The organism is Pseudomonas sp. GW823-FHT06B06, assembly GCF_058795195.1.
Map to the genome: position 1 here is coordinate 1 of NZ_JBXAHO010000025.1, position 23,974 is coordinate 23,974.

At 60.9% G+C, this 23,974-nt stretch carries 24 protein-coding genes; 21 read left to right on the plus strand and 3 right to left on the minus strand.

Features of this window, described 5'->3' with window-relative positions:
• Positions 1 to 238: 238 nt before the first annotated feature.
• The gene (locus tag AC1Q8Q_RS21305) at positions 239 to 754 is read right to left on the minus strand and encodes a DUF2062 domain-containing protein (RefSeq protein WP_020799916.1); all 516 of its coding nucleotides are present in this window, start codon (positions 752 to 754) and stop codon (positions 239 to 241) included.
• 136 nt (positions 755 to 890) lie between these two features.
• On the opposite strand from AC1Q8Q_RS21305, the gene AC1Q8Q_RS21310 reads away from it, so the two are divergent.
• The 12 genes from AC1Q8Q_RS21310 to AC1Q8Q_RS21365 all read left to right on the plus strand — a co-directional run bounded on the left by AC1Q8Q_RS21310 (position 891) and on the right by AC1Q8Q_RS21365 (position 12,353).
• On the plus strand, positions 891 to 3,125 hold the full coding sequence (locus AC1Q8Q_RS21310) for a DNA internalization-related competence protein ComEC/Rec2 (RefSeq protein ID WP_020799917.1): 2,235 nt from the start codon (positions 891 to 893) through the stop codon (positions 3,123 to 3,125).
• Between the two features lie 98 nt (positions 3,126 to 3,223).
• Complete coding sequence (locus AC1Q8Q_RS21315; protein ID WP_020799918.1) at positions 3,224 to 3,859, plus strand: MotA/TolQ/ExbB proton channel family protein; 636 nt, start codon at positions 3,224 to 3,226, stop codon at positions 3,857 to 3,859.
• Positions 3,856 to 4,284 (plus strand): ExbD/TolR family protein, encoded by a 429-nt coding sequence (locus AC1Q8Q_RS21320; RefSeq protein ID WP_168758799.1) that lies wholly within the window; start codon positions 3,856 to 3,858, stop codon positions 4,282 to 4,284. Before AC1Q8Q_RS21315 ends, AC1Q8Q_RS21320 begins: the two co-directional genes overlap by 4 nt.
• A 5-nt stretch (positions 4,285 to 4,289) precedes the next feature.
• Positions 4,290 to 5,294 (plus strand): tetraacyldisaccharide 4'-kinase, encoded by a 1,005-nt coding sequence (lpxK, locus tag AC1Q8Q_RS21325; RefSeq protein WP_020799920.1) that lies wholly within the window; start codon positions 4,290 to 4,292, stop codon positions 5,292 to 5,294.
• Between the two features lie 25 nt (positions 5,295 to 5,319).
• Positions 5,320 to 5,505, plus strand: coding sequence for a Trm112 family protein (locus AC1Q8Q_RS21330; protein ID WP_003179363.1), 186 nt, complete (start codon positions 5,320 to 5,322; stop codon positions 5,503 to 5,505).
• A complete protein-coding gene (gene kdsB / locus AC1Q8Q_RS21335) occupies positions 5,502 to 6,266 on the plus strand; it encodes a 3-deoxy-manno-octulosonate cytidylyltransferase (RefSeq protein ID WP_020799921.1) in 765 nt (254 codons plus the stop codon). Before AC1Q8Q_RS21330 ends, kdsB begins: the two co-directional genes overlap by 4 nt.
• Positions 6,266 to 6,730, plus strand: a complete 465-nt coding sequence (locus AC1Q8Q_RS21340) for a low molecular weight protein-tyrosine-phosphatase (RefSeq protein WP_020799922.1) — start codon at positions 6,266 to 6,268, stop codon at positions 6,728 to 6,730. Before kdsB ends, AC1Q8Q_RS21340 begins: the two co-directional genes overlap by 1 nt.
• Positions 6,727 to 7,746 (plus strand): UDP-N-acetylmuramate dehydrogenase, encoded by a 1,020-nt coding sequence (gene murB / locus AC1Q8Q_RS21345; RefSeq protein WP_033044088.1) that lies wholly within the window; start codon positions 6,727 to 6,729, stop codon positions 7,744 to 7,746. Before AC1Q8Q_RS21340 ends, murB begins: the two co-directional genes overlap by 4 nt.
• Positions 7,747 to 7,994: 248 nt before the next feature.
• On the plus strand, positions 7,995 to 8,465 hold the full coding sequence (locus AC1Q8Q_RS21350) for a (2Fe-2S)-binding protein (protein WP_020799924.1): 471 nt from the start codon (positions 7,995 to 7,997) through the stop codon (positions 8,463 to 8,465).
• Entirely contained in the window at positions 8,462 to 10,783 is a 2,322-nt protein-coding gene (locus AC1Q8Q_RS21355) for a xanthine dehydrogenase family protein molybdopterin-binding subunit (RefSeq protein ID WP_168758798.1), read from the plus strand. Before AC1Q8Q_RS21350 ends, AC1Q8Q_RS21355 begins: the two co-directional genes overlap by 4 nt.
• Complete coding sequence (locus tag AC1Q8Q_RS21360; RefSeq protein ID WP_492615464.1) at positions 10,783 to 11,766, plus strand: XdhC family protein; 984 nt, start codon at positions 10,783 to 10,785, stop codon at positions 11,764 to 11,766. Before AC1Q8Q_RS21355 ends, AC1Q8Q_RS21360 begins: the two co-directional genes overlap by 1 nt.
• The gene (locus AC1Q8Q_RS21365) at positions 11,763 to 12,353 is read left to right on the plus strand and encodes a nucleotidyltransferase family protein (RefSeq protein ID WP_492615465.1); all 591 of its coding nucleotides are present in this window, start codon (positions 11,763 to 11,765) and stop codon (positions 12,351 to 12,353) included. Before AC1Q8Q_RS21360 ends, AC1Q8Q_RS21365 begins: the two co-directional genes overlap by 4 nt.
• Positions 12,354 to 12,577: 224 nt before the next feature.
• Here the strand turns inward: AC1Q8Q_RS21365 and rne are convergent, their stop codons facing one another.
• On the minus strand, positions 12,578 to 15,823 hold the full coding sequence (gene rne, locus AC1Q8Q_RS21370; protein ID WP_492615466.1) for a ribonuclease E: 3,246 nt from the start codon (positions 15,821 to 15,823) through the stop codon (positions 12,578 to 12,580).
• A 702-nt stretch (positions 15,824 to 16,525) separates the two neighbouring features.
• On the opposite strand from rne, the gene rluC reads away from it, so the two are divergent.
• The 3 genes from rluC to AC1Q8Q_RS21385 are packed head-to-tail and all read left to right on the plus strand — an operon-like array spanning position 16,526 to position 19,151.
• A complete protein-coding gene (gene rluC / locus AC1Q8Q_RS21375) occupies positions 16,526 to 17,488 on the plus strand; it encodes a 23S rRNA pseudouridine(955/2504/2580) synthase RluC (RefSeq protein WP_033041019.1) in 963 nt (320 codons plus the stop codon).
• Complete coding sequence (locus AC1Q8Q_RS21380; protein ID WP_492615467.1) at positions 17,475 to 18,137, plus strand: HAD-IA family hydrolase; 663 nt, start codon at positions 17,475 to 17,477, stop codon at positions 18,135 to 18,137. Before rluC ends, AC1Q8Q_RS21380 begins: the two co-directional genes overlap by 14 nt.
• A gap of 24 nt (positions 18,138 to 18,161) precedes the next feature.
• Positions 18,162 to 19,151 (plus strand): S49 family peptidase, encoded by a 990-nt coding sequence (locus AC1Q8Q_RS21385; RefSeq protein WP_179055879.1) that lies wholly within the window; start codon positions 18,162 to 18,164, stop codon positions 19,149 to 19,151.
• 114 nt (positions 19,152 to 19,265) lie between these two features.
• Here AC1Q8Q_RS21385 and AC1Q8Q_RS21390 read toward each other — a convergent pair whose 3' ends face one another.
• Entirely contained in the window at positions 19,266 to 19,844 is a 579-nt protein-coding gene (locus AC1Q8Q_RS21390) for a Maf family protein (RefSeq protein WP_492615468.1), read from the minus strand.
• Positions 19,845 to 19,949: 105 nt separating this feature from the next.
• On the opposite strand from AC1Q8Q_RS21390, the gene AC1Q8Q_RS21395 reads away from it, so the two are divergent.
• The 6 genes from AC1Q8Q_RS21395 (at position 19,950) to acpP (ending at position 23,941) form a co-directional block, all read left to right on the plus strand.
• Entirely contained in the window at positions 19,950 to 20,477 is a 528-nt protein-coding gene (locus tag AC1Q8Q_RS21395) for a YceD family protein (protein WP_007942001.1), read from the plus strand.
• Between the two features lie 13 nt (positions 20,478 to 20,490).
• Positions 20,491 to 20,673 carry a 50S ribosomal protein L32 gene (gene rpmF, locus AC1Q8Q_RS21400; RefSeq protein WP_003179396.1) on the plus strand — a complete coding sequence of 61 codons (183 nt, stop codon included), beginning with the start codon at positions 20,491 to 20,493 and terminating at the stop codon, positions 20,671 to 20,673.
• Positions 20,674 to 20,677: 4 nt separating this feature from the next.
• Positions 20,678 to 21,688, plus strand: coding sequence for a phosphate acyltransferase PlsX (gene plsX, locus AC1Q8Q_RS21405; RefSeq protein WP_020799934.1), 1,011 nt, complete (start codon positions 20,678 to 20,680; stop codon positions 21,686 to 21,688).
• A 126-nt stretch (positions 21,689 to 21,814) separates the two neighbouring features.
• Positions 21,815 to 22,753: an ACP S-malonyltransferase gene (fabD, locus tag AC1Q8Q_RS21410; protein WP_033043587.1), complete on the plus strand. Its 939-nt coding sequence runs from the start codon at positions 21,815 to 21,817 to the stop codon at positions 22,751 to 22,753.
• A 16-nt stretch (positions 22,754 to 22,769) separates the two neighbouring features.
• Positions 22,770 to 23,513, plus strand: a complete 744-nt coding sequence (fabG, locus tag AC1Q8Q_RS21415; RefSeq protein WP_020799936.1) for a 3-oxoacyl-ACP reductase FabG — start codon at positions 22,770 to 22,772, stop codon at positions 23,511 to 23,513.
• Between the two features lie 191 nt (positions 23,514 to 23,704).
• Positions 23,705 to 23,941 carry an acyl carrier protein gene (acpP, locus tag AC1Q8Q_RS21420; RefSeq protein WP_003175607.1) on the plus strand — a complete coding sequence of 79 codons (237 nt, stop codon included), beginning with the start codon at positions 23,705 to 23,707 and terminating at the stop codon, positions 23,939 to 23,941.
• Positions 23,942 to 23,974 lie beyond the last annotated feature (33 nt).

Genomic DNA, 23,974 nt, shown 5'->3' on the forward strand with positions numbered 1-23,974 from the left:
TGCGCAGTGGGTAAACCGGCAGGACGCCGGTTTAGCCGCGCTGGGCCATGGATGGCCCATCGCGGCGACCCACGGAGTAATGCCTTCGTTCTGGCATGCCGAGCCTAGGCGAGGCACCGAGTGGTGGGGCAAGAGCGCTTTGGTTACTTTCGCGCTTTTCGAAAGTGACTCGCCGTAAGGGCGAAACCATAAGCAGTCGTTACCGCAGCAACGGATATGCACACGATCAACCGGCCTCTCACATCCGACTTTGCTTACGCCGCCGCCACTGCCGCGCCACCCACCAGCGCCAATACATCATCACCAGGCAATAAGCCAACGCCCCAAGCACAACGCCTACCACTACCGACCCCAACAAAAATGGCTGCCACAGGGTCGATAGTTCACCGCTGATCCATTCCCAGGTCAGCTCGTCCGGCAGATGCCGTGCGGGAACATCCATCAACCAGGCACCGGTCTGATAAGTACAGAAGAACACCGCCGGCATGGTGATCGGGTTGGTCAACCAGACCAGGCTGACCGCAATCGGCATGTTGCCGCGCACGATGATCGCGAGAACCGCAGCGACCAGCATCTGCATCGGAATCGGCAGGAATGCCGCGAACAAGCCGACTGCCATGGCCCGGGCGACGGAATGGCGATTGAGGTGCCAGAGGTTCGGGTCATGCAGCAGGGTGCCGAGAAAGCGTAAGGACTTGTGTTCCCTGATGCTGGTCGGGTCTGGCATGTAGCGTTTGAATAAGCGCCGGGGCATAAGGCTTCTCGGTCGATCAAGGTGGCAAGTATGTCTGGATTCCATGAGGCACCCATTCAGACTTTGTGACAATTGTTAACGACGGACGTGCGTCGGGCCGACTATGCCTAGGGACTGGACTCTCAAGGACGGGCTTATGCGCACAGGGATGATGGCGCTGGCGTTGGGCTTGCTGGCCTTGCGTTTTTTACCGGTGTTACCGCCGGTCTGGTTGTGGTTGTTGATGCCGGTGGCAGGCTTGATGTTGCTGCCGTTCAGGACGTATCCGGCTGCGTTTTTCCTGTTCGGCTTGAGTTGGGCCTGTGCCCATGCCCAATGGGCCCTGGATGATCGGCTGTCGCCGGCCCTCGACGGGGAAACGCGTTGGGTCGAAGGGCGTGTCAGCGGGCTGCCACAGAATGGTGAGGGGGTGGTGCGTTTCGAACTGACTGACAGTCGGTCACGCCGTACCGACCTGCCGCGACAGTTGCGTCTGGCCTGGTATGACGGTCCGCCGGTAAACAGCGGCGAACGCTGGCGGCTCGCGGTCAAGCTGAAGCGACCCGTGGGGTTGCTCAATCCGCATGCCTTCGACTATGAGGCCTGGCTGTTGGCGCAACGCATCGGTGCGACCGGGACGGTCAAGGCCGGGGAGCGGCTTGCACCAGCCCGGTGGGCCTGGCGCGACGGTATCCGCCAGAGGCTGCAGGCCGTGGATGCGCAAGGTCGAACTGGCGTGCTGGTTGCGCTGGTGCTGGGAGACGGCGCGGGGCTCAGCCGCGAAGACTGGCAGGTGTTGCAAGACACTGGCACCGTGCACCTGTTGGTGATTTCCGGGCAGCACGTCGGCTTGTTGGCGGGACTGGTTTATCTGTTGATCGCCGGGCTTGCCCGTTACGGCTTGTGGCCAGCCCGTCTACCATGGTTGCCTTGGGCCTGCAGCCTGGCTTTCGTGGCCGCCCTTGGCTATGGGCTGCTGGCTGGCTTCGAAGTGCCGGTCCGCCGAGCCTGCCTGATGATCGGCCTGGTGCTGCTATGGCGCCTGCGTTTTCGCCACCTGGGTGCCTGGTGGCCACTGTTGCTGGCGCTCAATGGCGTCTTGCTGATGGACCCGTTGGCGAGTCTGCAACCGGGGTTCTGGCTGTCCTTCGCGGCGGTGGCGGTGCTTATCTTCACGTTCGGTGGGCGCCTGGGGCCTTGGCCATGGTGGCAAACCTGGACCCGTGCCCAGTGGCTGATCGCTATTGGCCTTGGACCGTTTTTGCTGGTCCTGGGATTGCCGATCAGCCTTAGCGGGCCGCTGGTCAATCTGCTGGCGGTACCCTGGATCAGCCTGGTGGTGCTGCCCCCTGCGTTGCTCGGTACACTTTTGCTGCCGGTGCCCTACGTCGGCGAGTGGCTGCTGTGGCTGGCGGGCGGCTTGATAGATTGGCTGTTCACCGGGTTGGCATTGGTCGCCGGCAAGGTTCCCGCCTGGGTGCCCGCGGCCATTCCGCTATGGGTCTGGGCCATCGGCACGCTGGGCGCCTTTTTGTTGCTGCTGCCGCGTGGCGTACCGATGCGACCGTTAGGCTGGCCTTTGCTGTTACTACTGGTTTTTCCTCCGCGGCCGGTGCTGCCCGAAGGCATTGCCGAGGTCTGGCAACTGGATGTGGGTCAAGGGCTGGCGATCATGGTGCGCACGCGCCATCACACACTGTTATATGACGCCGGTCCGCGTTTGCGTGGTCTTGACCAGGGTGAGCGGGTGGTCCTGCCCGCACTGCGCAAGCTGGGTGTGAAGGCGCTCGACCTGATGTTGATCAGCCATGCCCATGCCGATCATGCCGGTGGCGCCCGGGCAGTGGCCAATGGATTGCCGGTGAAACGGGTGCTCAGTGGCGAACCTGCCGACCTGCCTGGCGAGTTGCAGGCCGAGGGCTGTGAGAGCGGTCGGCAGTGGACGTGGGACGGGGTCAACTTTCAACTGTGGCACTGGCCGCAGGCCAGGGACAGCAACCAGAACTCCTGTGTGTTGCAGATCGAAGCCAATGGCGAGCGATTGCTGCTCAGCGGTGACATCGACACCCACGCCGAGCGCGCGTTGCTCGCCAGCCCATTGGCCGTGCCTACCGATTGGTTGCAGTCACCGCACCACGGTAGTCGCAGTTCGTCGTCGATGGCGCTGCTCAACGTTCTACAGCCCAAGGCAGCACTGATTTCCCGTGGACAGGGCAACTCCTTCGGTCATCCTCATCCGGTGGTGATTGAGCGCTATCGACATCGCGCGATGGACATCTACGACAGTGCGCAGCAAGGCGCCGTTCATCTGCAACTGGGGCGTTTCGAACCACCGCGCTCGATGCGTCAAGAACGGCGCTTCTGGCGCGATCCCCCACCCTCGGGCAAATAACCTTGGGTGATCAAAGGCCGACCGGATGCGACATCACAGTCTTCGGTGAGCCCACCCCCTATGTTAGAGTGGCGCACTTTTTCGAGGGGACTGTCACTGTGTGGGAATTGGTCAAATCCGGCGGCTGGATGATGCTGCCGATCATCCTGAGTTCCATCGCGGCAATGGCTATCGTTGCCGAACGTCTGTGGACCCTGCGGGCCAGTCGCGTGACCCCGGAGCATTTGCTCGGGCAGGTCTGGGTCTGGATCAAGGACAAGCAACTTAACAAGGAGAAGCTCAAGGAACTGCGCGCCAATTCGCCGTTGGGCGAGATCCTGGCCGCTGGCCTGGCGAACTCCCGGCATGGTCGCGAGATCATGAAGGAGTGCATCGAAGAGGCCGCCGCGCGGGTCATCCATGAGCTGGAACGCTACATCAATGCCCTCGGTACCATCGCTGCCATGGCGCCATTGCTGGGGCTGCTGGGTACGGTGCTGGGCATGATCGATATTTTCAGTGCGTTCATGGGCACGGGCATGACCACCAATGCGGCGGTACTGGCCGGGGGTATCTCCAAAGCGCTGATCACCACGGCCGCCGGCTTGATGGTCGGTATCCCGTCGGTATTCTTCCACCGTTTCCTGCAACGCCGGATCGATGAACTGGTGGTCGGCATGGAGCAGGAAGCGATCAAGCTGGTCGAAGTCGTGCAGGGTGACCGTGACGTGGACCTGGCGGGGGGCAAAGCGTGAAATTCCGCCGCAAGCAACGGGAGAATGTGGACATCAACCTCGCGTCACTGATCGACGTGGTGTTTATCCTGCTGCTGTTTTTCGTCGTGACCACGACGTTCACCCGTGAAACCCAGTTGCGCGTCGATCTGCCCGAAGCGGTCAGCGGAGCGCCTACCGATGACCAGACCCGGCAACTGGACATCGCGATCAGTGCCGATGGCATATTCTCGGTGAACAACCAGGTATTGCCCAAGAGTGACCTGGCAACGCTGATGGATGCCCTGCAGAAACAGTCCAATGGCGATACCAGTCGACCGCTGTCCATCAGCGCCGACGGAAAATCCCAGCATCAGTCGGTCATCACCGCCATGGACGCTGCCGGCAAGCTCGGCTTCAGCCATCTGCGCATGACCACAGTCGAGGCGGCGCCGCCCGCGCCTTGAAAAGCATGTCCGAACGCTTGCTCGCTGCCTGGTACCGGGGGCATCCGGCCCTGAAGCTATTACAGCCGCTGGAGTGGTTGTACCGCCGCGTGGTCAACAACAAGCGCAAGCGCTTTCTGGCGGGCGAGGGCGAGATCTATCAACCACCGGTACCGCTGATCGTGGTGGGTAACATCACCGTGGGCGGCACCGGCAAGACACCGCTGATCCTGTGGATGATCCAGCACTGTCAACGCAGTGGCCTAAGGGTCGGCGTGGTCAGCCGGGGTTACGGTGCCAAGCCAGCGCAATTGCCGTGGCGGGTCGAGGCGGATCAAAGCGCCGACATCGCTGGCGATGAGCCGCTGTTGATCGTGCAGCGCACCGGCGTGCCGTTGATGATCGATCCGGATCGCAGTCGCGCGGTCAAAGCCCTACTTGACAGTGAGTCGCTGGACCTGATCCTGTCCGATGATGGCATGCAGCATTACCGCCTGGCGCGGGATCTGGAGCTGGTACTGATCGACGCGGCCCGCGGATTGGGCAACCGCCGCTGCTTGCCGGCCGGGCCGCTGCGTGAACCGGTCGAGCGTCTGCAAAGTGTCGATGCGGTGCTCTACAACGGCGCAACGGCTGACAGCGGCGACGGCTTTGCCTTCCAGTTGCAACCGACGGCGCTGGTCAACCTGCAAAGCGGCGAACGGCGCCCGCTCGATCACTTTCCCGCGGGCCAGGCGTTGCATGCGGTGGCCGGGATCGGTAACCCGCAGCGTTTCTTCAGGACCCTCGAAACGCTACACTGGCAGCCAGTCCCGCATGCATTCGCCGACCACGCCGAATACAGTGCGCAGGCCTTGAATTTCAACCCGTCATTGCCATTGGTGATGACCGAAAAGGATGCGGTGAAGTGCCGTGCCTTCGCCGCCCCCGACTGGTGGTACCTGGCGGTCGACGCCGTGCCGTCGCCAGCCTTCACGGCCTGGTTCGATACCCAGTTGATGCGCCTGTTGCCGGCGCGTCTTTTGCCTTAACTCCGTTTCTATCCAGGGAATGATCATGGACACCAAATTGCTCGATATCCTCGCTTGCCCGGTCTGCAAAGGTCCGCTCAAGCTCAGCGCTGACAAGACCGAGCTGATCAGCAAGGGCGCTGGCCTTGCGTACCCGATTCGCGACGGCATCCCGGTGATGCTCGAATCCGAAGCCCGTACCCTGACCACCGACGAGCGTCTGGATAAATGACTTCAGCCTTTACCGTTGTTATTCCTGCGCGCTACGCCTCCACCCGCTTGCCGGGCAAGCCGCTGCTGTCGATCGCTGGCAAGCCGATGATCCAGCACGTTTGGGAACAGGCGTGCAAAAGTAGCGCAGAGCGCGTGGTGGTTGCCACGGACGATGCGCGCATCGCCCAGGCCTGTGAAGGTTTTGGTGCCGAAGTGGTGATGACTCGTGAAGACCACAACTCCGGAACCGATCGCCTGGCTGAAGTCGCGGCAAAGCTGGGCCTGGCGCCAGACGCGATCGTGGTTAACGTCCAGGGTGACGAGCCGTTGATACCGCCGAGTGTCATTGACCAGGTGGCCGTCAACCTGGCTGCCCACACCGAAGCGCGCATGGCCACGTTGGCCGAGCCGATCGAAGACGTGGAGAGCCTGTTCAACTCCAACGTGGTCAAGGTCGTCAGTGACCTCAATGGCCTGGCGCTGACCTTCAGTCGCGCCACGTTGCCGTGGGCACGGGACACGTTCGCCAAGAGCCTCGAGCAAATGCCCGAAGGCGTGCCGTATCGCCGCCACATCGGCATCTATGCCTACCGCGCCGGTTTCCTGCATGACTTCGTCAGCTGGGGCCCTTGCTGGCTGGAAAACACCGAGTGCCTGGAACAACTGCGTGCCTTGTGGCACGGGGTACGGATCCACGTCGCCGATGCACTGATCGCGCCGCCTGCCGGCGTCGATACCGTTGAAGACCTTGAGCGCGTTCGTCGCCTGCTGGAGGCCTGATGCGGGTTCTGTTTGTCTGTCTGGGCAATATCTGTCGTTCACCCACGGCCGAAGGCGTTCTGCGGCATAAACTGCGTGAAGCGGGGCTGGCCGATCAAGTCGAAGTGGCCTCTGCCGGCACCGGCGACTGGCACGTGGGCAGCGCGCCGGACAAGCGCAGCCAGGCGGCGGCAAAACGCCGTGGTTACGATTTGTCCGCCCAACGCGCCCAACAGGTCACCCGTGCCGATTTCGCCACGTACGACCTGATCCTGGCGATGGACAACAGTAACCTGCGCAACCTCATGGATCTGCAACCGCCCAAGTGCAAGGCGGAGCTGGACCTGTTCCTGCGCCGCTACCCGTCGCAGGTCGAGGAAGTCCCGGACCCGTACAACGACAGTGAACATGGCTTCGAGCACGTGCTGGACTTGATCGAGCGCGCCAGTGACCTGCTGGTGATCGAACTGAAGGAACGGTTATGAGTTTGCAACTGCGATCCCAGGTTTCGCTCAAGCCGTTCAACAGCTTTGGAGTGGATGTCCAGGCCCGTCTTTTTGCCGAGGCCCATAGCGACGCCGATGTGCGTGAGGCCCTGGCCTATGCGCGGGAACACCAGGTGCCCTTGCTGGTGATCGGCGGTGGCAGCAACTTGCTGCTGACCGCTGACATTGAGTCGATGGTACTGCGCATGGCCACCCGCGGAATACGCGTGATCAGCGACGATGGCAGCAAAGTCGTGATCGAGGCCGAGGCGGGCGAGCCCTGGCATCCATTCGTGCAACACACCTTGGTGCAGGGCTTGTCAGGCCTGGAAAACCTCAGCCTGATTCCTGGCACCGTTGGCGCGGCCCCCATGCAGAACATCGGCGCCTATGGCGTGGAAATCAAGGATGTGTTCGCCGGCCTGACCGCCCTGGATCGCCAGACCGGCGAACTGCGCGACTTCAGTCTGCAAGAGTGCAACTTCGCTTACCGCGACAGCGTGTTCAAACAGGAGCCTGGGCGCTGGTTGATCCTGCGCGTGCGTTTCACCCTCGATCGCACCGCCCACCTGCATCTGGAGTACGGTCCTGTACGTCAGCGCCTGACCGAGCAGGGCATCGATCATCCGACGGCCACGGACGTCAGTCAGGCCATTTGCAGCATTCGCAACGAGAAGCTTCCGGACCCGGCGGTGCTCGGCAATGCCGGCAGCTTTTTCAAAAACCCCTTGGTCCCAGCGGCACTGGTCGCACAGCTCAAGGGTGAATACCCGGACCTGGTGGCCTACGCGCAACCCGACGGGCAGATGAAGCTGGCTGCCGGCTGGTTGATCGAGCGGGCAGGGTGGAAAGGCTTCCGCGATGCCGATGCAGGCGTGCATAAAATGCAGGCACTGGTGCTGGTCAATTACGGCAGTGCGACGGGGCTGCAATTGCTGCACCTGGCGCAGCGGATCCAGAAAGACATTTCAGAACGTTTCCATGTCGACCTGGAAATGGAGCCGAACCGCTATTGAGGCTACGCTTTCAAGGTGGACTTCAAAGCCCTGCACTGATGAAAAGTGCAGGGCTTTTTTGTTAATGCTGGGTTAACTTAGCGAGCTAACGATACATTGCATTTGTTCCATCAAAGGCCCGGTGCAGACGTCTCCGTCCGGCATAAGAGAGCCCTATTAGCCTGAGTAGATCTGCGTTATGCCAACCGCCGACCTCCCGGTGGCAGATTGCTCGACCCCATGACCTTTATAACTATGCGGGCGTGCCCATGATTACCCTGAAACTCAACGGTCAAGACCATCCACTCGATGTCACCGAGGATATGCCCTTGCTCTGGGCAATTCGCGACGTGGCCGGTTACAACGGCACCAAGTTTGGCTGTGGCATGGGCCTTTGCGGCGCCTGCACGATTCATATTGAAGGTGCTCCGGCGCGCAGTTGCATCACGCCGGTTGGCTCGGTCGTCGGCCAGAATGTCACCACCATCGACAACCTTCACGCCGACCCGGTCGGCAAAGTCGTGCAGCAAGCCTGGCTCGATACGGCCGTGGCTCAATGCGGTTACTGCCAGGGTGGGCAGATCATGTCCGCCACTGCGCTGCTCAAGACCAATCCCGACCCCAGCGATGAACAGATCGAAGAGGCGATGGTTGGCAACATCTGCCGCTGCGGCACCTACAACCGTATCAAGACCGCCATTCGCCAGGCATCCACTCACCTGAAGGAGGCCAAGGCATGAGCCGGTTACCGAATGATTTCGCCCTGAGCAACCTCAGTCGGCGGGGCTTCCTCAAGGGCGTGGGCGCCACCAGTGCGCTGGTGGTTGCCGCGAGTTGGGGCTGGCAAGACGCGTTTGCCGAAGAGGCGCAGAAAAAGTTTGGTGCCGATGGCATGCCCAATGGCTGGATCGACGATCCCAAGGTTTATGTGAGCATCGCCACTGATGGCACGGTGACGGTTGTCTGCAACCGTTCGGAAATGGGCCAGGGCGTACGGACCAGCCTGACCATGGTGGTGGCCGACGAGCTGGAAGCCGATTGGGCGCGGGTCAAGGTGCAACAGGCGCCGGGCGATGAAGTGCGGTTCGGCAACCAGGACACCGATGGTTCGCGCAGCATGCGTCACTGGTACGAACCGATGCGCCGCTGTGGCGCCGCCGCCCGGACCATGCTGGAACAGGCCGCCGCCGACCAGTGGAAAGTGCCGGTTGGCGAATGCCATGCGCAGCTGCATAAAGTCATCCATAAGCCTTCCGGTCGCGAACTGGAGTATGGCGCTCTGGCCGCCGCAGCTGGCGCCTTGGCCGTGCCGGCCCGGGACAGCTTGCGACTCAAGCAGCCCTCGGAGTTTCGCTACATCGGCAAGGAAGGCACCAGGGCCATCGATGGCGACGATATCGTCAACGGCCGCGCGGTATACGGCGCAGACGTGCATTTCGATGGCATGCTGTTCGCCGTCATTGCCCGGCCGGCGGTATATGGCGGCAAGGTCAAGAGCTTCGATGGCAGCGCTGCGATGAAAGTGCCGGGAGTGGTCAAGGTCATCCAGATTGAAAGCCGTCCACTGCCCTCGGAGTTTCAACCCCTGGGCGGCATCGCGGTGGTGGCCAATAACACCTGGGCGGCGATCAAGGGTCGCGAGGCGTTGAAAATCGAATGGGACGACGGCCCCAACGCCAGCTACGACTCGATCGCCTACCGCAAGGAGCTCGAGGCCGCTTCGCTCAAGCCGGGCAAAGTGGTGCGCAATACCGGCAATATCGACGACGCCATGGCCAATGCCGCCAGCACACTGGAAGCCTCCTACTATTTGCCGCACCTGTCACAATCGCCAATGGAGCCGATGGTTGCCATCGCTCGCTACAAGGACGGTGTTTGCCAAGCCTGGGGGCCAAGCCAGGCGCCACAGGTCACCCGCGAGCGGATCGCCGAACGCCTGGGCGTGCCATTCGATAAAGTCACCTTCAACGTGACGTTGCTGGGCGGAGGCTTCGGGCGCAAGTCCAAACCTGACTTCATTATCGAAGCGGCCATCCTGGCCAAGGAGTTCCCCGGCAAGGCGGTGCGGGTGCAATGGACCCGTGAAGACGATATTCACTGTTCCTATTTTCACACGGTGTCGGCCGAATACCTCAAGGCCAGCCTGAACAAGGACGGCTTGCCCTCCGGCTGGCTGCACCGCACGGTGGCGCCGAGCATTACCGCGTTGTTCGCGCCGGGCATGAACCATGAGGCCGCCTTCGAACTGGGCATGGGCTTCACCAACATGGCCTACGCAATTCCCAACATTCGCCTGGAAAACCCCGAGGCCACCGTCCATACGCGGGTTGGCTGGTATCGCTCGGTATCGAACATACCCCACGGTTTTGCGATTCAGAGCTTCATCGATGAACTGGCGCACAAGGCCGGAGAAGACCCGCTCAAGTACCAGGTCAGATTGCTCGGCCCGGACCGCCAGATCGATCCGCGCACCTTGAGTGAAGAATGGAACTACGGTGAATCGCCCGAGCGTTATCCGATCGATACCGCTCGCCTGCGCACGGTACTGGAAACTGCCGCGAAGGCCGCCGGTTGGGGACGTGAGTTGCCCAAGGGCCGAGGCTTGGGCCTGGCGGTGCATTACAGTTTCGTGACCTACGTGGCGGCAGTGATTGAAGTCGAAGTCAAGGACGATGGCACCTTGATCGTGCACAAAGCTGACATTGCCGTGGATTGCGGGCCGCAGATCAACCCCGAGCGGATTCGTTCGCAGTTCGAAGGTGCCTGCGTCATGGGCCTGGGCAATGCGGTGCTGGGCGAAATCAGCTTCAAGGATGGCAAGGTCCAGCAGGACAACTTCCACATGTACGAAGTGGCGCGCATGTCCCTGGCGCCCAGGGAGGTCGCGGTGCACCTGGTAACGCCGCCGGGCAACGTGCCGTTGGGCGGTGTCGGTGAACCGGGTGTGCCACCGATTGCCCCGGCACTGTGCAATGCGATCTTCGCCGCCACCGGCAAGCGTATCCGCAGCCTGCCGGTCCGTTATCAATTGCAGGGTTGGCAGAAGGTCGAGGTGTGATGGACAGTGCCGATCTCAATGTCCTGCGCAGCGTGCTGGAATGGCGTCGCGCTGGCCAGCGGGTGATGTTGTACAGCGTCGTGCAGACCTGGGGTACTGCGCCCCGGGCACCTGGCGCAATGCTGGCATTGCGCGAGGACGGCGTGGTGATTGGCTCGGTGTCCGGTGGTTGTGTCGAAGACGACCTGATTGCCCGTTTGCATGACGGTCGCATTGCGGCCGACGGACCGCCGGTGCAACTGATCACCTATGGCGTCACCCGTGAGGAGGCGGCACGCTTCGGTTTGCCCTGCGGCGGCACTTTGCGTTTGACCGAGGAGCGCGTTGGCGATCCTGCGTGGGTCGCGGAGTTGCTGGCGCGCTGCGAAGGCCATGAAATCGTCGCGCGTTCGCTGGATATCGCGACCGGGGAAGTCATTTTGCAGCCCGCCGCCAAGACCGATGTGCTGGCTTTCGATGGCCACACCCTGCGGGCCATTTATGGCCCGCGTTGGCGCTTGTTGTTGATTGGCGCTGGGCAGTTGTCTCGCTTTGTCGCCGAGATGGCGCGGCTGCTGGATTTTGAAGTGCTGATTTGCGATCCGCGCAGCGAATTCGTCTACGGCTGGGAGGAACAGCACGGTCGATTTGTCTCGGGCATGCCCGATGAGGCGGTGGTGAACATCCAGACCGACGAGCGCACGGCTATCGTTGCGCTGACTCATGATCCGCGCCTGGATGATATGGCCTTGCTGACGGCCCTCGACTCCCGGGCCTTTTATGTTGGCGCACTCGGCTCCCGGGTCAACAGCCAAAAGCGCCGGGACAACCTGGCTCTGCTCGGTCTGTCGCAACAGGCCATCGGGCGGTTGCACGGCCCGGTCGGCTTGCACATCGGCAGCCACAGCCCGGCGGAAATCGCCTTGTCGCTGATGGCAGAGATTGTGGCGATCAAGAATGGTATCGAGCTCAAGCAGAAGAAACCGCTGCGGGAGGGTGTATGAGTCAATCCATCGGGGTGATCGTGTTGGCGGCGGGGCAGGGCAGTCGTTTCCGACAAGTCGCGGGCGACGACAAGGACAAGCTGCTGGCTGACTGCATGGGGCGTGATGGCGCGGTTCGATCGGTCATCGAGCAAGTCCTGGTGAATCTGCCTTCCACGCTGGATAAGCGCTTTCTGGTGACCACGGCCGATCGTCCGCAAGTAAGTCGCATGGGCCAGGCCTATGGCTGTGAGATTGTCCTGATCGAAACGACCGGAATGGGCGACAGCATTGCGGCAGGGGTGGCGGCATGCGCTCAACTTGATGGTTGGCTGATGGTGCTGGGAGATATGCCGTTCATCCTGCCATCGAGTATTGAACGGGTTGTGGATCAGATAGCCGATGACTGCGTCAGCGTGCCGGTACAGGAGGGTGAGTACGGGCATCCGGTGGGCTTTGGACGCAGTTTTGCTCCGGGATTGATGGCGTTATCAGGCGATCGCGGCGCCAAGGGGTTGTTTGCTCAGGGACGGGTGGTGGAAGTGAGGGTGGATGACCCCGGTGTGTTGTGGGATGTGGATGTGCCTGAGAAGCTGACCTTCAAATAATCGCAGATTCTCTGTAGGAGCGAGCATGTCGAATCGTCGCACCGTCGCGATGGACGTCAACGATGACGCGGGGAACCTGGATACACGCGGTGCATTTGAGATCATCGCGAGCATGCTCGCTCCTACAGAGGTATAAACGATCATGTTTCCCAGGGTTGTGTGAAGAACCAAAAAAAAAGCCCCGCCCGGGTTCACCGGGCGGGGCTTTTCAATGGCCGAGGGAATCAGACGAGAGGTTTAGGCTCGTGCTCTTTTTCCTGGGCTTTCTCGTGTTGCTCAACCGCTTCCTGAACGGAGCGAGGTGCTTCGGCAATCACCGACTCAACCGGCTCGGCAGCGACTTCAGCAGCCGGGGCAGATGCCTCGACCACTTCGGCGGCAACCGGAGCTGGCTCGGCAGCAACAACCTGGGCAGCAGCGGCCGCCAGTTCGGCTTCCTTCTGCAGACGCTCTTCTTCACGCTTGCGGCGACGCACTTCACGTGGGTCGTTCGGTGCGCGGCCACTTGGCGTCAGGGCGCTGATTGGCGCGGCTTCAACCACTGGAGCAGGCGTTGGGGCAACAACCGGCGCTTCAACCACTGGAGCTGGCTCGGCAGCGGCAACCACTGGCTCGGAGACCAACGCTTGCGCCACCTCGGCTTCAGCAACCGGCGCTGGAGCAGGGGTTTCGGCTACGGCTGGCTCGGCAACCCAGTTGAACGCGGTTTGCTCTTCGCGAACTTCACGAACGGCCTCGGTCACGGTTTCAGTCACGGTGTCGGCAACCGGTTCTGCAACCACGGCTGGCTCAGCTGCAGCTTCAACCACTGGCTGTGCTTCTGGCGCTGCTGCCACTTCGATTTCCGGCGAAGCTGTGGTTTCGACCGGAGTCGTCGCTTCCACCACTGGCGCTTCGGCCGGGGCCGTTTCCAGGGTGGCGGCGGTGGCGCGTTCGGCTTGCTCGTTGGCCTGTGCTTCGGCCGGAGCGCTGATCACGCTGCTGGCAACGGCTGCGGTAACAGCCAGGCCGGCGGCCAGGTCAGCAGTGCTTGGCGCTTCAGTGTTATCGCCGGCTTCGGACTCATCCGAACCTTCGATCACGTTGCCGTTGGCATCACGCTGACGCTCGCGGCGGTTGCTGCGACGACGCTGGCCACGGGAACGGCGGCGTGGACGATCGCCTTCGGCGCCTTCCTGACCTTCTTCCTGCAGTTGCTCTTCGTTGCCGGTCAGCTCTTCTTCGGCTACGGCAGCCGCTTGCTCGGCACGCGGTTGACGTTCTTCACGCGGTGGGCGTGGAGCGCGTTCTTCGCGTGGCGGGCGGGCCGGGCGTTCTTCAGTGGTCGCGGCAGCGGCAGCAGCGGCAGCAGGAGCGACAGCGTCCAGCGGCTCGCGCAGTTCACGCACACGCTCCTCACGCTCGCCACGTGGCTTGCGATCTTCGCGCGGGGCACGCGGAGTACGCTCTTCACGTGGTGCGCGCGGAGCGCGTTCTTCACGTGGAGCACGTTCTTCGCGGGCTACGACTGGCGTTTCTTCGCGGGTTTCACGTGGCTCGCGTACTTCGCGTGGCTGGCGCTCTTCGCGTGGTTCGCGTGGAGCGCGTTCTTCGCGGGGCGCGCGCTCTTCACGAGGCTTGCGCTCTTCATCGCGGCGACCGTTACGGGTGCGGCTCTGCTGGCGGCCGGTGCGACGTTGTTCCTCGTTGCTGCGGGCCGGACGCTCGGTGGTAGCCGGTTTCTCAACCACGGTCGGAGCGACAGGCTCTTCCTTGGATGCGAACAGGCTGACCAACGACTTCACCAGGCCTTTGAACAGGCTTGGCTCTGGCGCGGCGACAGGTGCGGGAACCGGCGCGGCGACGACTTCGGTCGGCACCGGAGCGTTGGCGCGGGCGGGAGCCGTCTTGACCGCGGCTTCCTGGCGTACCAGGGTGCGGGTCGCGGCAGCTGGCTGCACTTCTTCCACTTCGGCAGCGGCAGCGGCGATTTCGTAGCTGGACTGGTTGATCGCCGCTTCCGGGCTGTCATCACGCAGGCGCTGAACTTCGAAGTGCGGCGTTTCGAGGTGATCGTTCGGCAGGATGACGATGCGGGCACGGGTACGCAGTTCGATCTTGGTGATCGAGTTACGCTTTTCGTTGAGCAGGAACGCGGCCACCGGGATCGGCACTTGTGCACGAACTTCGGCGGTGCGGTCTTTCAGGGCTTCTTCTTCGATCAGGCGCAGGATCGCCAAAGACAGCGATTCAACGTCACGGATGATGCCGGTGCCGTTGCAGCGCGGGCAAACGATGCCGCTGCTTTCACCCAGGGATGGGCGCAGGCGCTGACGGGACATTTCCAGCAGGCCGAAGCGCGAGATGCGACCGACTTGCACGCGGGCGCGGTCGGCTTCCAGGCATTCGCGGACTTTCTCTTCCACGGCACGCTGGTTCTTGGCCGGGGTCATGTCGATGAAGTCGATGACGATCAGGCCGCCGATGTCGCGCAGGCGCAACTGGCGGGCGATTTCTTCGGCGGCTTCAAGGTTGGTCTGCAGCGCGGTCTCTTCGATGTCGCTACCTTTGGTGGCGCGCGCCGAGTTGATGTCGATGGACACCAGGGCTTCGGTCGGATCGATCACGATGGAGCCGCCGGAAGGCAGTTCGACGACGCGCTGGAAAGCGGTTTCGATCTGGCTTTCGATCTGGAAGCGGTTGAACAGCGGAACGCTGTCTTCGTAGAGCTTGATCTTGCTGGCGTACTGCGGCATCACCTGGCGAATGAAGGTCAGGGCTTCGTCCTGGGCTTCAACGCTGTCGATCAGCACTTCGCCGATGTCCTGGCGCAGGTAGTCGCGGATCGCGCGGATGATCACGTTGCTTTCCTGGTAGATCAGGAACGGCGCGGAACGATCCAGCGAAGCTTCTTTGATGGCGGTCCACAGTTGCAGCAGGTAGTCGAGGTCCCACTGCATTTCTTCGCTGCTGCGACCCAGGCCGGCAGTGCGCACGATCAGGCCCATGTCGGCCGGGGCAACCAGGCCGTTCAGCGCTTCACGCAATTCATTGCGCTCTTCGCCTTCGATGCGACGGGAGATACCGCCGGCACGCGGGTTGTTCGGCATCAGCACGAGGTAACGACCGGCCAGGCTGATGAACGTGGTCAGGGCGGCGCCCTTGTTGCCACGCTCTTCTTTTTCGACCTGAACGATGACTTCCTGGCCTTCGCTCAGGACGTCCTTGATGTTGACGCGGCCTTCAGGGGTTTTCTTGAAGTATTCGCGGGAGATTTCTTTGAGGGGCAGGAAGCCGTGGCGCTCAGAGCCGAAATCGACAAAGGCAGCCTCCAGGCTTGGTTCGATGCGAGTAATCCGGCCTTTATAGATGTTGGCCTTCTTCTGCTCGCGTGCACCGGATTCGATGTCCAGGTCGTAGAGGCGCTGGCCATCTACCAGTGCAACACGCAACTCTTCGGGTTGAGTTGCGTTAATCAGCATTCTTTTCATGTAGTACCGTCGGTTTCCGGGCTGCCGGAAACGGCGTTCGGCACACACGACTTCTCATGGTCGGTGTCAGGTGCGTCGGGAGTGGTTGGCCATTCCCGTGTCCAGCGATGTCCGGCCAATGTGGGCCTTCGTCGCGACGTACGCGTCCTGCTTGCTGTGGCTACTTAAGCACTCAGTCAGGAGGAGGAATCAACCGGCGGCTGTGGACGAGATGAAGCGTCTTGATAAAGCCTATTGCTACACAGGCCAGCGGTTGTGCATCTCCACCCTACACGTATCCCTGATAATTCGGGTGCTGCCGCGCGCAGAATCCGCAGCGGGTTGGCATTTACCGTGAGCTCCGAAAGGGGAGGTCACGCATCATGGCTAATTTAGGCGTTGTTTCCGAAGCGTTTCGCTCGGGGTCATCCGCAGCTGACTGCACTTTGTGAACTGGCCATGAATATTGGCTCGAAAAGCGAGTGGAAACTCTGCTTTGCGGTTTGATTCAGGCCTCATGTCACCTGCGCTTGTTACAGTTGCAAACTCCACCGTTACGTAGCGAAAACCCCGTAGGACGGCCTCGCGTCCTGGTGAATTGCGTTGGTCAGGGCCGGTTTTTGACCGTTGGTCCGCTGGCCAGGCCGCTTTTGGCGGCGTTCGCGACTATAGCAGCAATGATTAAGTGCTTCAATTCCATAAAAAATTGTTATCATCCGCGCCATGACGACGACTACCCCCCCGACTCCAGGCGTACAACTGCTTGAGGTCTCGCCGGAATATGCCGGCCAACGTATTGATAACTTCCTTCTCGCTCGGCTCAAAGGCGTGCCCAAGACCTTGATTTACCGCATTTTGCGTAAAGGCGAAGTGCGAGTGAACAAGGGTCGGATCAAGCCCGAATACAAGCTGCAGGCGGGCGATATCGTGCGCGTGCCGCCGGTTCGCGTGCCTGAGCGCGACGAGCCGGTGCCGCTGGCCCAGGGGCTGTTGCAGCGCCTGGAAGCCTCGATTGTCTTTGAAGACAAGGCCCTGATCGTGATCAACAAGCCCGCGGGCATTGCGGTTCACGGTGGTAGCGGCCTGACTTTCGGGGTGATCGAAGCCTTCCGTCAGCTGCGCCCCGATTGCAAGGAGCTTGAGCTGGTTCACCGTCTCGACCGTGATACGTCCGGCCTGTTGATGATCGCCAAGAAGCGCAGCATGTTGCGCCACCTGCACACCGCATTGCGCGGTGATGGCGTCGACAAGCGCTACATGGCGCTGGTGCGCGGTAACTGGGCGAGCTCGATCAAACAGGTTCGTGCGGCGTTGGGCAAGAGCAACCTGCGCTCCGGCGAACGCATGGTCGAGGTCGACGAAGAGGAGGGCAAGGAGTCCGTGACCGTGTTCAAGGTCCTGCGCCGCTTCGGTGACTTTGCCACCCTGATCGAAGCCAAGCCGATCACTGGCCGGACTCACCAGATCCGTGTGCATACCCTCCACGCCGGGCATTGCATCGCTGGCGACAGCAAGTATGGTGACGAAGGTTTCAGCAAGGAAATTCGCGATCTGGGCGGTAAGCGCCTGTTCCTGCATGCCTACATGCTGACCGTGCCGTTGCCGGATGGTGGCGAATTGAAATTGCAGGCGCCTGTCGACGAAATGTGGGCTAAAACCGTGGAGCGCCTGAGTGCACCCATCTGATTACAAGCTGCTGATTTTCGATTGGGACGGCACGCTGGCCGATTCCATTGGTCGGATTGTCGAGGCGATGCACGTGGCGTCGCAGCGGTCCGGGTTCGAGCAGTGCGATGATCTTGCGGTCAAGGGCATCATCGGCCTGGGCCTGCCGGAGGCGATTCGTACCCTGTATCCGGAAATCGGCGATGCCGAACTTATAGCGTTTCGTCAGCACTACGCCGATCACTACATCGCCTCGGAGGCGGTACCTTCGCCCTTGTTCGAGGGCGTGGTCGAGTCGCTCGAGGCGTTTCGTGCCGAGGGTTATCACCTGGCCGTGGCCACGGGCAAGGCCCGTCGCGGGCTGGATCGGGTGCTGAAGTCTCACGGTTGGGAAAATTACTTCGATATCACCCGGGCTGCCGACGAGACAGCCAGCAAGCCCCATCCGCTGATGCTTGAGCAGATACTGGCGCATTGTGATGTGCGTGCGGATCAGGCCCTGATGGTTGGCGACTCGTCCTTCGATCTGCAGATGGCGCGCAATGCCGGCATGGATTCGGTGGCGGTCAGCTACGGCGCGCAATCGATTGAAGCGCTGAAGCTGTTCGAGCCACGACTGGCTATCGATCGTTTTTCACAATTGCACGCCTGGCTGGGTCAGCGGGCCTAATACGTTATTGCTGGGGTAAATGGCATGGCCGACGAATGGAAAGCGCCCGCCAAGGCGAGCGCAGAGAGCGGTGACGAAAAAAGCTGGAAGCTGTTGGAGAAGACCCTGCTGGCCGGTGTGCAGGAGCAGCGTCGCTCCCGGCGTTGGGGGATTTTCTTCAAGTTGTTGACCTTCGTGTACCTGTTTGTCGCGTTGGCACTGTTTACGCCTCTGATGGATATCGAGAAGGCTGCAACCCGTAGTGGCAACTACACCGCGTTGATCGAGATCGACGGCATGATCGCCGACAAGGAGCCGGCCAGTGCCGACAACATCGTCGGTAGCCTGCGGGCCGCCTTCGAAGACGACAAGGTCAAGGGTGTCATCCTGCGCATCAATAGCCCGGGCGGCAGTCCGGTGCAGTCAGGATATGTCTATGACGAGATTCGCCGTCTGCGTGGACTGCATCCGGATACCAAGCTTTACGCGGTGATTTCCGACCTGGGTGCTTCCGGCGCGTATTACATTGCCAGTGCGGCGGACCAAATCTATGCCGACAAGGCGAGCCTGGTGGGCTCCATCGGGGTAACGGCGGCCGGCTACGGGTTTGTCGGCACCATGGAGAAGCTGGGAGTGGAGCGTCGCACCTACACTTCGGGCGAGCACAAATCCTTCCTCGATCCGTTCCAGCCGCAGAAGCCTGAAGAAACGGCATTCTGGCAGGGCGTGCTCGATACCACCCACAAACAGTTCATCAACAGCGTCAAGCAGGGTCGTGGCGATCGCCTGAAGGACAAGGAGCATCCGGAGCTGTTCTCCGGGCTGGTCTGGTCGGGTGAGCAGGCGCTGCCGCTGGGCTTGATCGACGGCCTGGGTAATGCCAGTTATGTCGCGCGGGATGTGATCGGCGAAAAAGAGCTGGTGGACTTCACCGTTCAGGAATCGCCGTTCGATCGCTTCTCGAAAAAGCTCGGCGCCAGCGTGGCCGAGCATCTGGCGATGTGGATGGGGTTTAACGGTCCGTCGTTGCGCTGATTCTGTAGGAGCGAGCATGCTCGCGATGGTCTACAGAGCGCCGCGTTCACCCAGGAATCCCGCGTTTGCGTTGACGTCCATCGCGAGCATGCTCGCTCCTACAGAGTTATGCGGTCAGGGGATTTGTACGCCTTCGGTTAGAAGCATATCGACAAGGCGAATCAGCGGCAGGCCGACCAGGCTGGTAGCGTCGGGGCCCTCGGTGCGCTGAAACAGGCTTACCCCCAACCCCTCGGCCTTGAAACTGCCAGCACAGTCGTAGGGTTGTTCGGCGTGCAGGTAGCGTTCGATGCGTTCACTGTCGAGTGTGCGCATGTGCACCGTGAAAGGCACGCAGTCGACCTGGCAGTGGCCGGTCTGGCTATTCAGCAGGGCGAGCCCGGTCAGGAACGTCACGCTGGTACCGCTTGCAGCCAGCAGTTGCTCGCGAGCTTTTTCGAAGGTGTGGGGCTTGCCGATGATTCGCTCGCCAAGCACCGCGACCTGGTCGGAGCCGATAATCAGATGAGCGGTATGGCTGGCGGCCAGTGCGCGTGCTTTCTCTTCGGCGAGGCGTTTGACCAATGCGACGGCGGATTCACCGAGGCGATGGCTTTCATCGATGTCCGGCGAGCTGCAGCTGAATGGCAGCTGCAAGCGGGCCAGCAAATCCCGGCGATAAACCGAGCTTGAAGCGAGTAATAAAGGCAGCATGCGCAACTCCAAATGGCAGGCATGAATTCTATCGGGGCTTCCAAGTGACGGACAGGGCTGAATTTCCTTTGACATGGGCGGGTGCATCCCTATAATGCTGCGCCTATGTTGAATGACCCGATTCCACCTCACGTTGACCCGCGCAAATTGGCTGATCGTGGCACCACCCTCCAAGGTGAAATGCTGCTGGCCGATTTGGAGAGACTCTGCGACCCGCTTTCCGACAATGTCGGTACGGTGCAGGCTAAATTCGTTTTTGAACGAGATGAACGTAAATCTGTGGTCATCCACAGCTTTATCGACACTGAAGTCAAAATGGTTTGCCAGCGTTGTCTTGAGCTGGTCACCCTGCCGATCCATAGCGAATGCAGTTACGCTGTGGTGAAGGAGGGTGCGAATACCCAGTCGTTGCCGAAAGGTTATGACGTGCTGGAACTGGGCGAAGATCCATTGGATCTGCAGTCACTGATCGAGGAGGAGCTTCTGCTCGCCTTGCCCATTGTGCCTGCTCATCATCCGGAAGAATGCCAGCAGCCGGCGGGAGCAGATGAGCCCGAACCGAGCGAGGACGAGGTAACGCGGTCCAACCCGTTCAGTGTATTGGCGCAGTTAAAGCGTGACCCAAACGTTTAGGAGTTAATCAATTATGGCTGTTCAGCAGAACAAAAAATCCCGCTCTGCCCGTGACATGCGCCGTTCGCACGACGCTCTCGAGGCTAGCACCCTGTCTGTAGAAAAAACCACCGGTGAAGTTCACCTGCGTCACCACGTATCGCCAGAAGGCGTATACCGTGGCCGTAAAGTGATCGACAAGGGCGCTGACGAGTAATCACTTGTCCGCTCAAGTCATCGCGATTGACGCAATGGGCGGGGACTTCGGTCCCCGCAGCATTGTCCAGGCCAGTCTTGCTTGCCTGTCTGCTACGCCCTCGCTGTACCTGACCCTCGTCGGTCAACCCTCCCTCCTTGAAGAATTGATCGCTGGCCAATCGGTTGTGGATCGCGCGCGCCTGTCGATTACTCCGGCGTCCGAAGTCATCACCATGGACGAAAAACCTGCCCAGGCCCTGCGCGGCAAGCCCGACTCGTCGATGCGCGTGGCGCTTGAGTTGCTGCGCGATGGCAAGGTCCAGGCTTGTGTCAGTGCCGGTAATACCGGGGCGCTGATGGCGCTGTCGCGCTTTGTGCTCAAGACCTTGCCGGGCATTGATCGGCCGGCCATGGTAGCGGCGATCCCGACGCAGAAAGGTTATTGCCAGTTGCTCGACCTGGGCGCCAATGTCGATTGCAGCGCCGAGCATCTGTTGCAGTTTGCAGTGATGGGCTCGGTTGCGGCCGAGACCTTGGGTATCGTGCGTCCGCGCGTCGCATTGCTGAACATCGGCACCGAGGACATCAAGGGCAATCAGCAGGTCAAGCTGGCTGCAACCTTGCTGCAAAGTGCCCGTGGCATCAACTACATCGGTTTTGTCGAGGGCGACGGGTTGTACCGTGGCGAAGCGGATGTGGTGGTCTGCGACGGTTTTGTCGGCAACATCCTGCTCAAGTCCAGCGAGGGGTTGGCCACCATGATTGCCGGGCGCATCGAGGCGTTGTTCAAGAAAAACCTGCCGTCACGCATGGTGGGAGCCTTGGCCCTGCCCCTGATGAAGCGTTTGCAAGCTGACCTGGCGCCGGCGCGACATAACGGCGCGAGCTTTCTTGGTTTGCAGGGCATCGTGGTCAAGAGCCACGGTTCTGCGGGGGTGCAGGGGTTTCAGAGTGCAATTTCCCGTGCCTTGATCGAGATCCAGGAAAACCTGCCGGAGCGCATCCACGGTCGTCTGGAGGATTTGTTGCTTTAGGCGTTTTCGTCGGACAATGCTTAAATGTGACCGCTTGGTTCAAATGGCCATCCAACTCTCAGTTTCTTGCGTCCCCCTGAGCGGGACGTCAATTCTCCGACGACAAGATCATTAGGGGCTTGTTACATGTCTGCTTCCCTCGCATTCGTCTTTCCGGGACAGGGTTCGCAGTCCCTCGGCATGCTGGCCGAGTTGGGCGCGCAACACCCGGTCGTCCTCGACACGTTCAAAGAAGCTTCCGATGCCCTGGGTTACGACCTGTGGGCGCTGACCCAGCAAGGGCCGGAAGAACAACTCAACCAGACCGATAAGACCCAGCCGGCAATTTTGACCGCTTCGATCGCCCTGTGGCGTCTGTGGTTGGCTGAAGGCGGCGCGCGCCCGGCGTATGTGGCTGGTCACAGTCTGGGCGAATACAGTGCCTTGGTGGCTGCTGGCAGCCTGAGCCTGGCTGACGCGGTGAAGCTCGTCGAGCGCCGTGGCCAGCTGATGCAGGAAGCTGTTCCGGCGGGGCAGGGTGGCATGGCTGCCATCCTCGGCCTGGAAGACGCTGACGTATTGGCTGCCTGTGCCGAAGCGGCACAAGGCGAAGTGGTCAGCGCGGTCAACTTCAACTCCCCGGGGCAAGTGGTCATTGCCGGCGCCAAGGCCGCGGTGGAACGTGCCATTGAGGGCTGCAAGGCACGTGGCGCCAAGCGCGCCATGCCGTTGCCGGTCAGCGTGCCGTCGCATTGTGAACTGATGCGTCCGGCGGCCGAGCGTTTCGCCGAATCGATCGCCGCGATCGATTGGCAGGCTCCGCAGATCCCGGTGGTACAGAATGTCAGCGCCCAGGTGCCGGCGGATCTGGAAACCCTCAAGCGTGATCTGCTCGAGCAATTGTACAAGCCAGTACGCTGGGTAGAATCCGTACAGACCCTGGCCGCCAAGGGCGCGACCAATCTAGTGGAATGCGGCCCGGGCAAAGTACTGGCCGGTCTGAACAAGCGCTGCGCCGAAGGCGTATCGACTTCCAATCTCAATACCCCAGACGCTTTCGCTGCCGCCCGTGCAGCGCTGGCCTGAATCAGGAGAAGCTTGCATGAGTCTGCAAGGTAAAGTTGCACTGGTCACCGGCGCGAGCCGCGGCATCGGCCAGGCTATCGCCCTGGAATTGGGTCGTCAGGGCGCCATCGTTGTGGGCACCGCGACCTCCGCTTCTGGTGCCGAGCGCATTGCCGCCACTTTGAAGGAAAACGGCATTCAGGGCACTGGCCTTGAGCTCAATGTCACCAGCGACGAGTCCGTGGCGGCTGTCCTGGCGACCATTCAGGCGCAGTTCGGTGCCCCGGCGATCCTGGTCAATAATGCCGGCATCACCCGCGATAACCTGATGATGCGCATGAAAGACGACGAGTGGCATGACGTGGTCGATACCAACCTGAACAGTCTGTTCCGCCTGTCCAAGGGCGTTTTGCGCGGTATGACCAAGGCCCGTTGGGGACGAATTATCAGTATTGGCTCGGTTGTGGGTGCCATGGGCAACGCAGGCCAAGTAAACTACGCTGCCGCCAAGGCCGGCCTGGAAGGTTTCAGCCGCTCTCTGGCGCGTGAAGTCGGTTCGCGTTCGATTACGGTAAACTCGGTAACCCCTGGGTTCATCGATACCGATATGACCCGCGAACTGCCCGAGGCACAGCGTGAAGCCTTGCAGACGCAGATTCCGCTGGGTCGTCTGGGGCAAGCTCAAGAGATCGCGTCTGTGGTCGCTTTTCTTGCGTCGGACGGTGCGGCTTACGTTACTGGGGCTACAATCCCGGTGAACGGCGGGATGTACATGAGTTAAATGTGACGGATCGTTTCAAAAAAATGTCATACGAGCTGTCTAAAATCCGTTATAAAGCTGCAATCTATTTATAGGCAGTGGGTCACCGGGTTTGAGGAGTGAAGCTTTCAGTTGAAAAGCTGAAAAGTCTTTCTATACACTTACCCACTGGCCAGCTGCCTGAATTTGTCCATTAGGAGTGAAAACAAGGTATGAGCACCATCGAAGAGCGCGTCAAGAAAATCGTTGCCGAGCAACTGGGCGTTAAAGAAGAAGAAGTGGTCAACACTGCTTCCTTCGTTGAAGACCTGGGTGCTGACTCCCTTGACACCGTTGAGCTGGTGATGGCTCTGGAAGAGGAATTCGAGACCGAAATCCCTGACGAAGAAGCTGAGAAGATCACTACCGTACAAGCAGCAATCGACTACGTAACTAGCCACCAGGCGTAATAGTTTGTAATCGTTGCTCGCTGTCATGGAAAA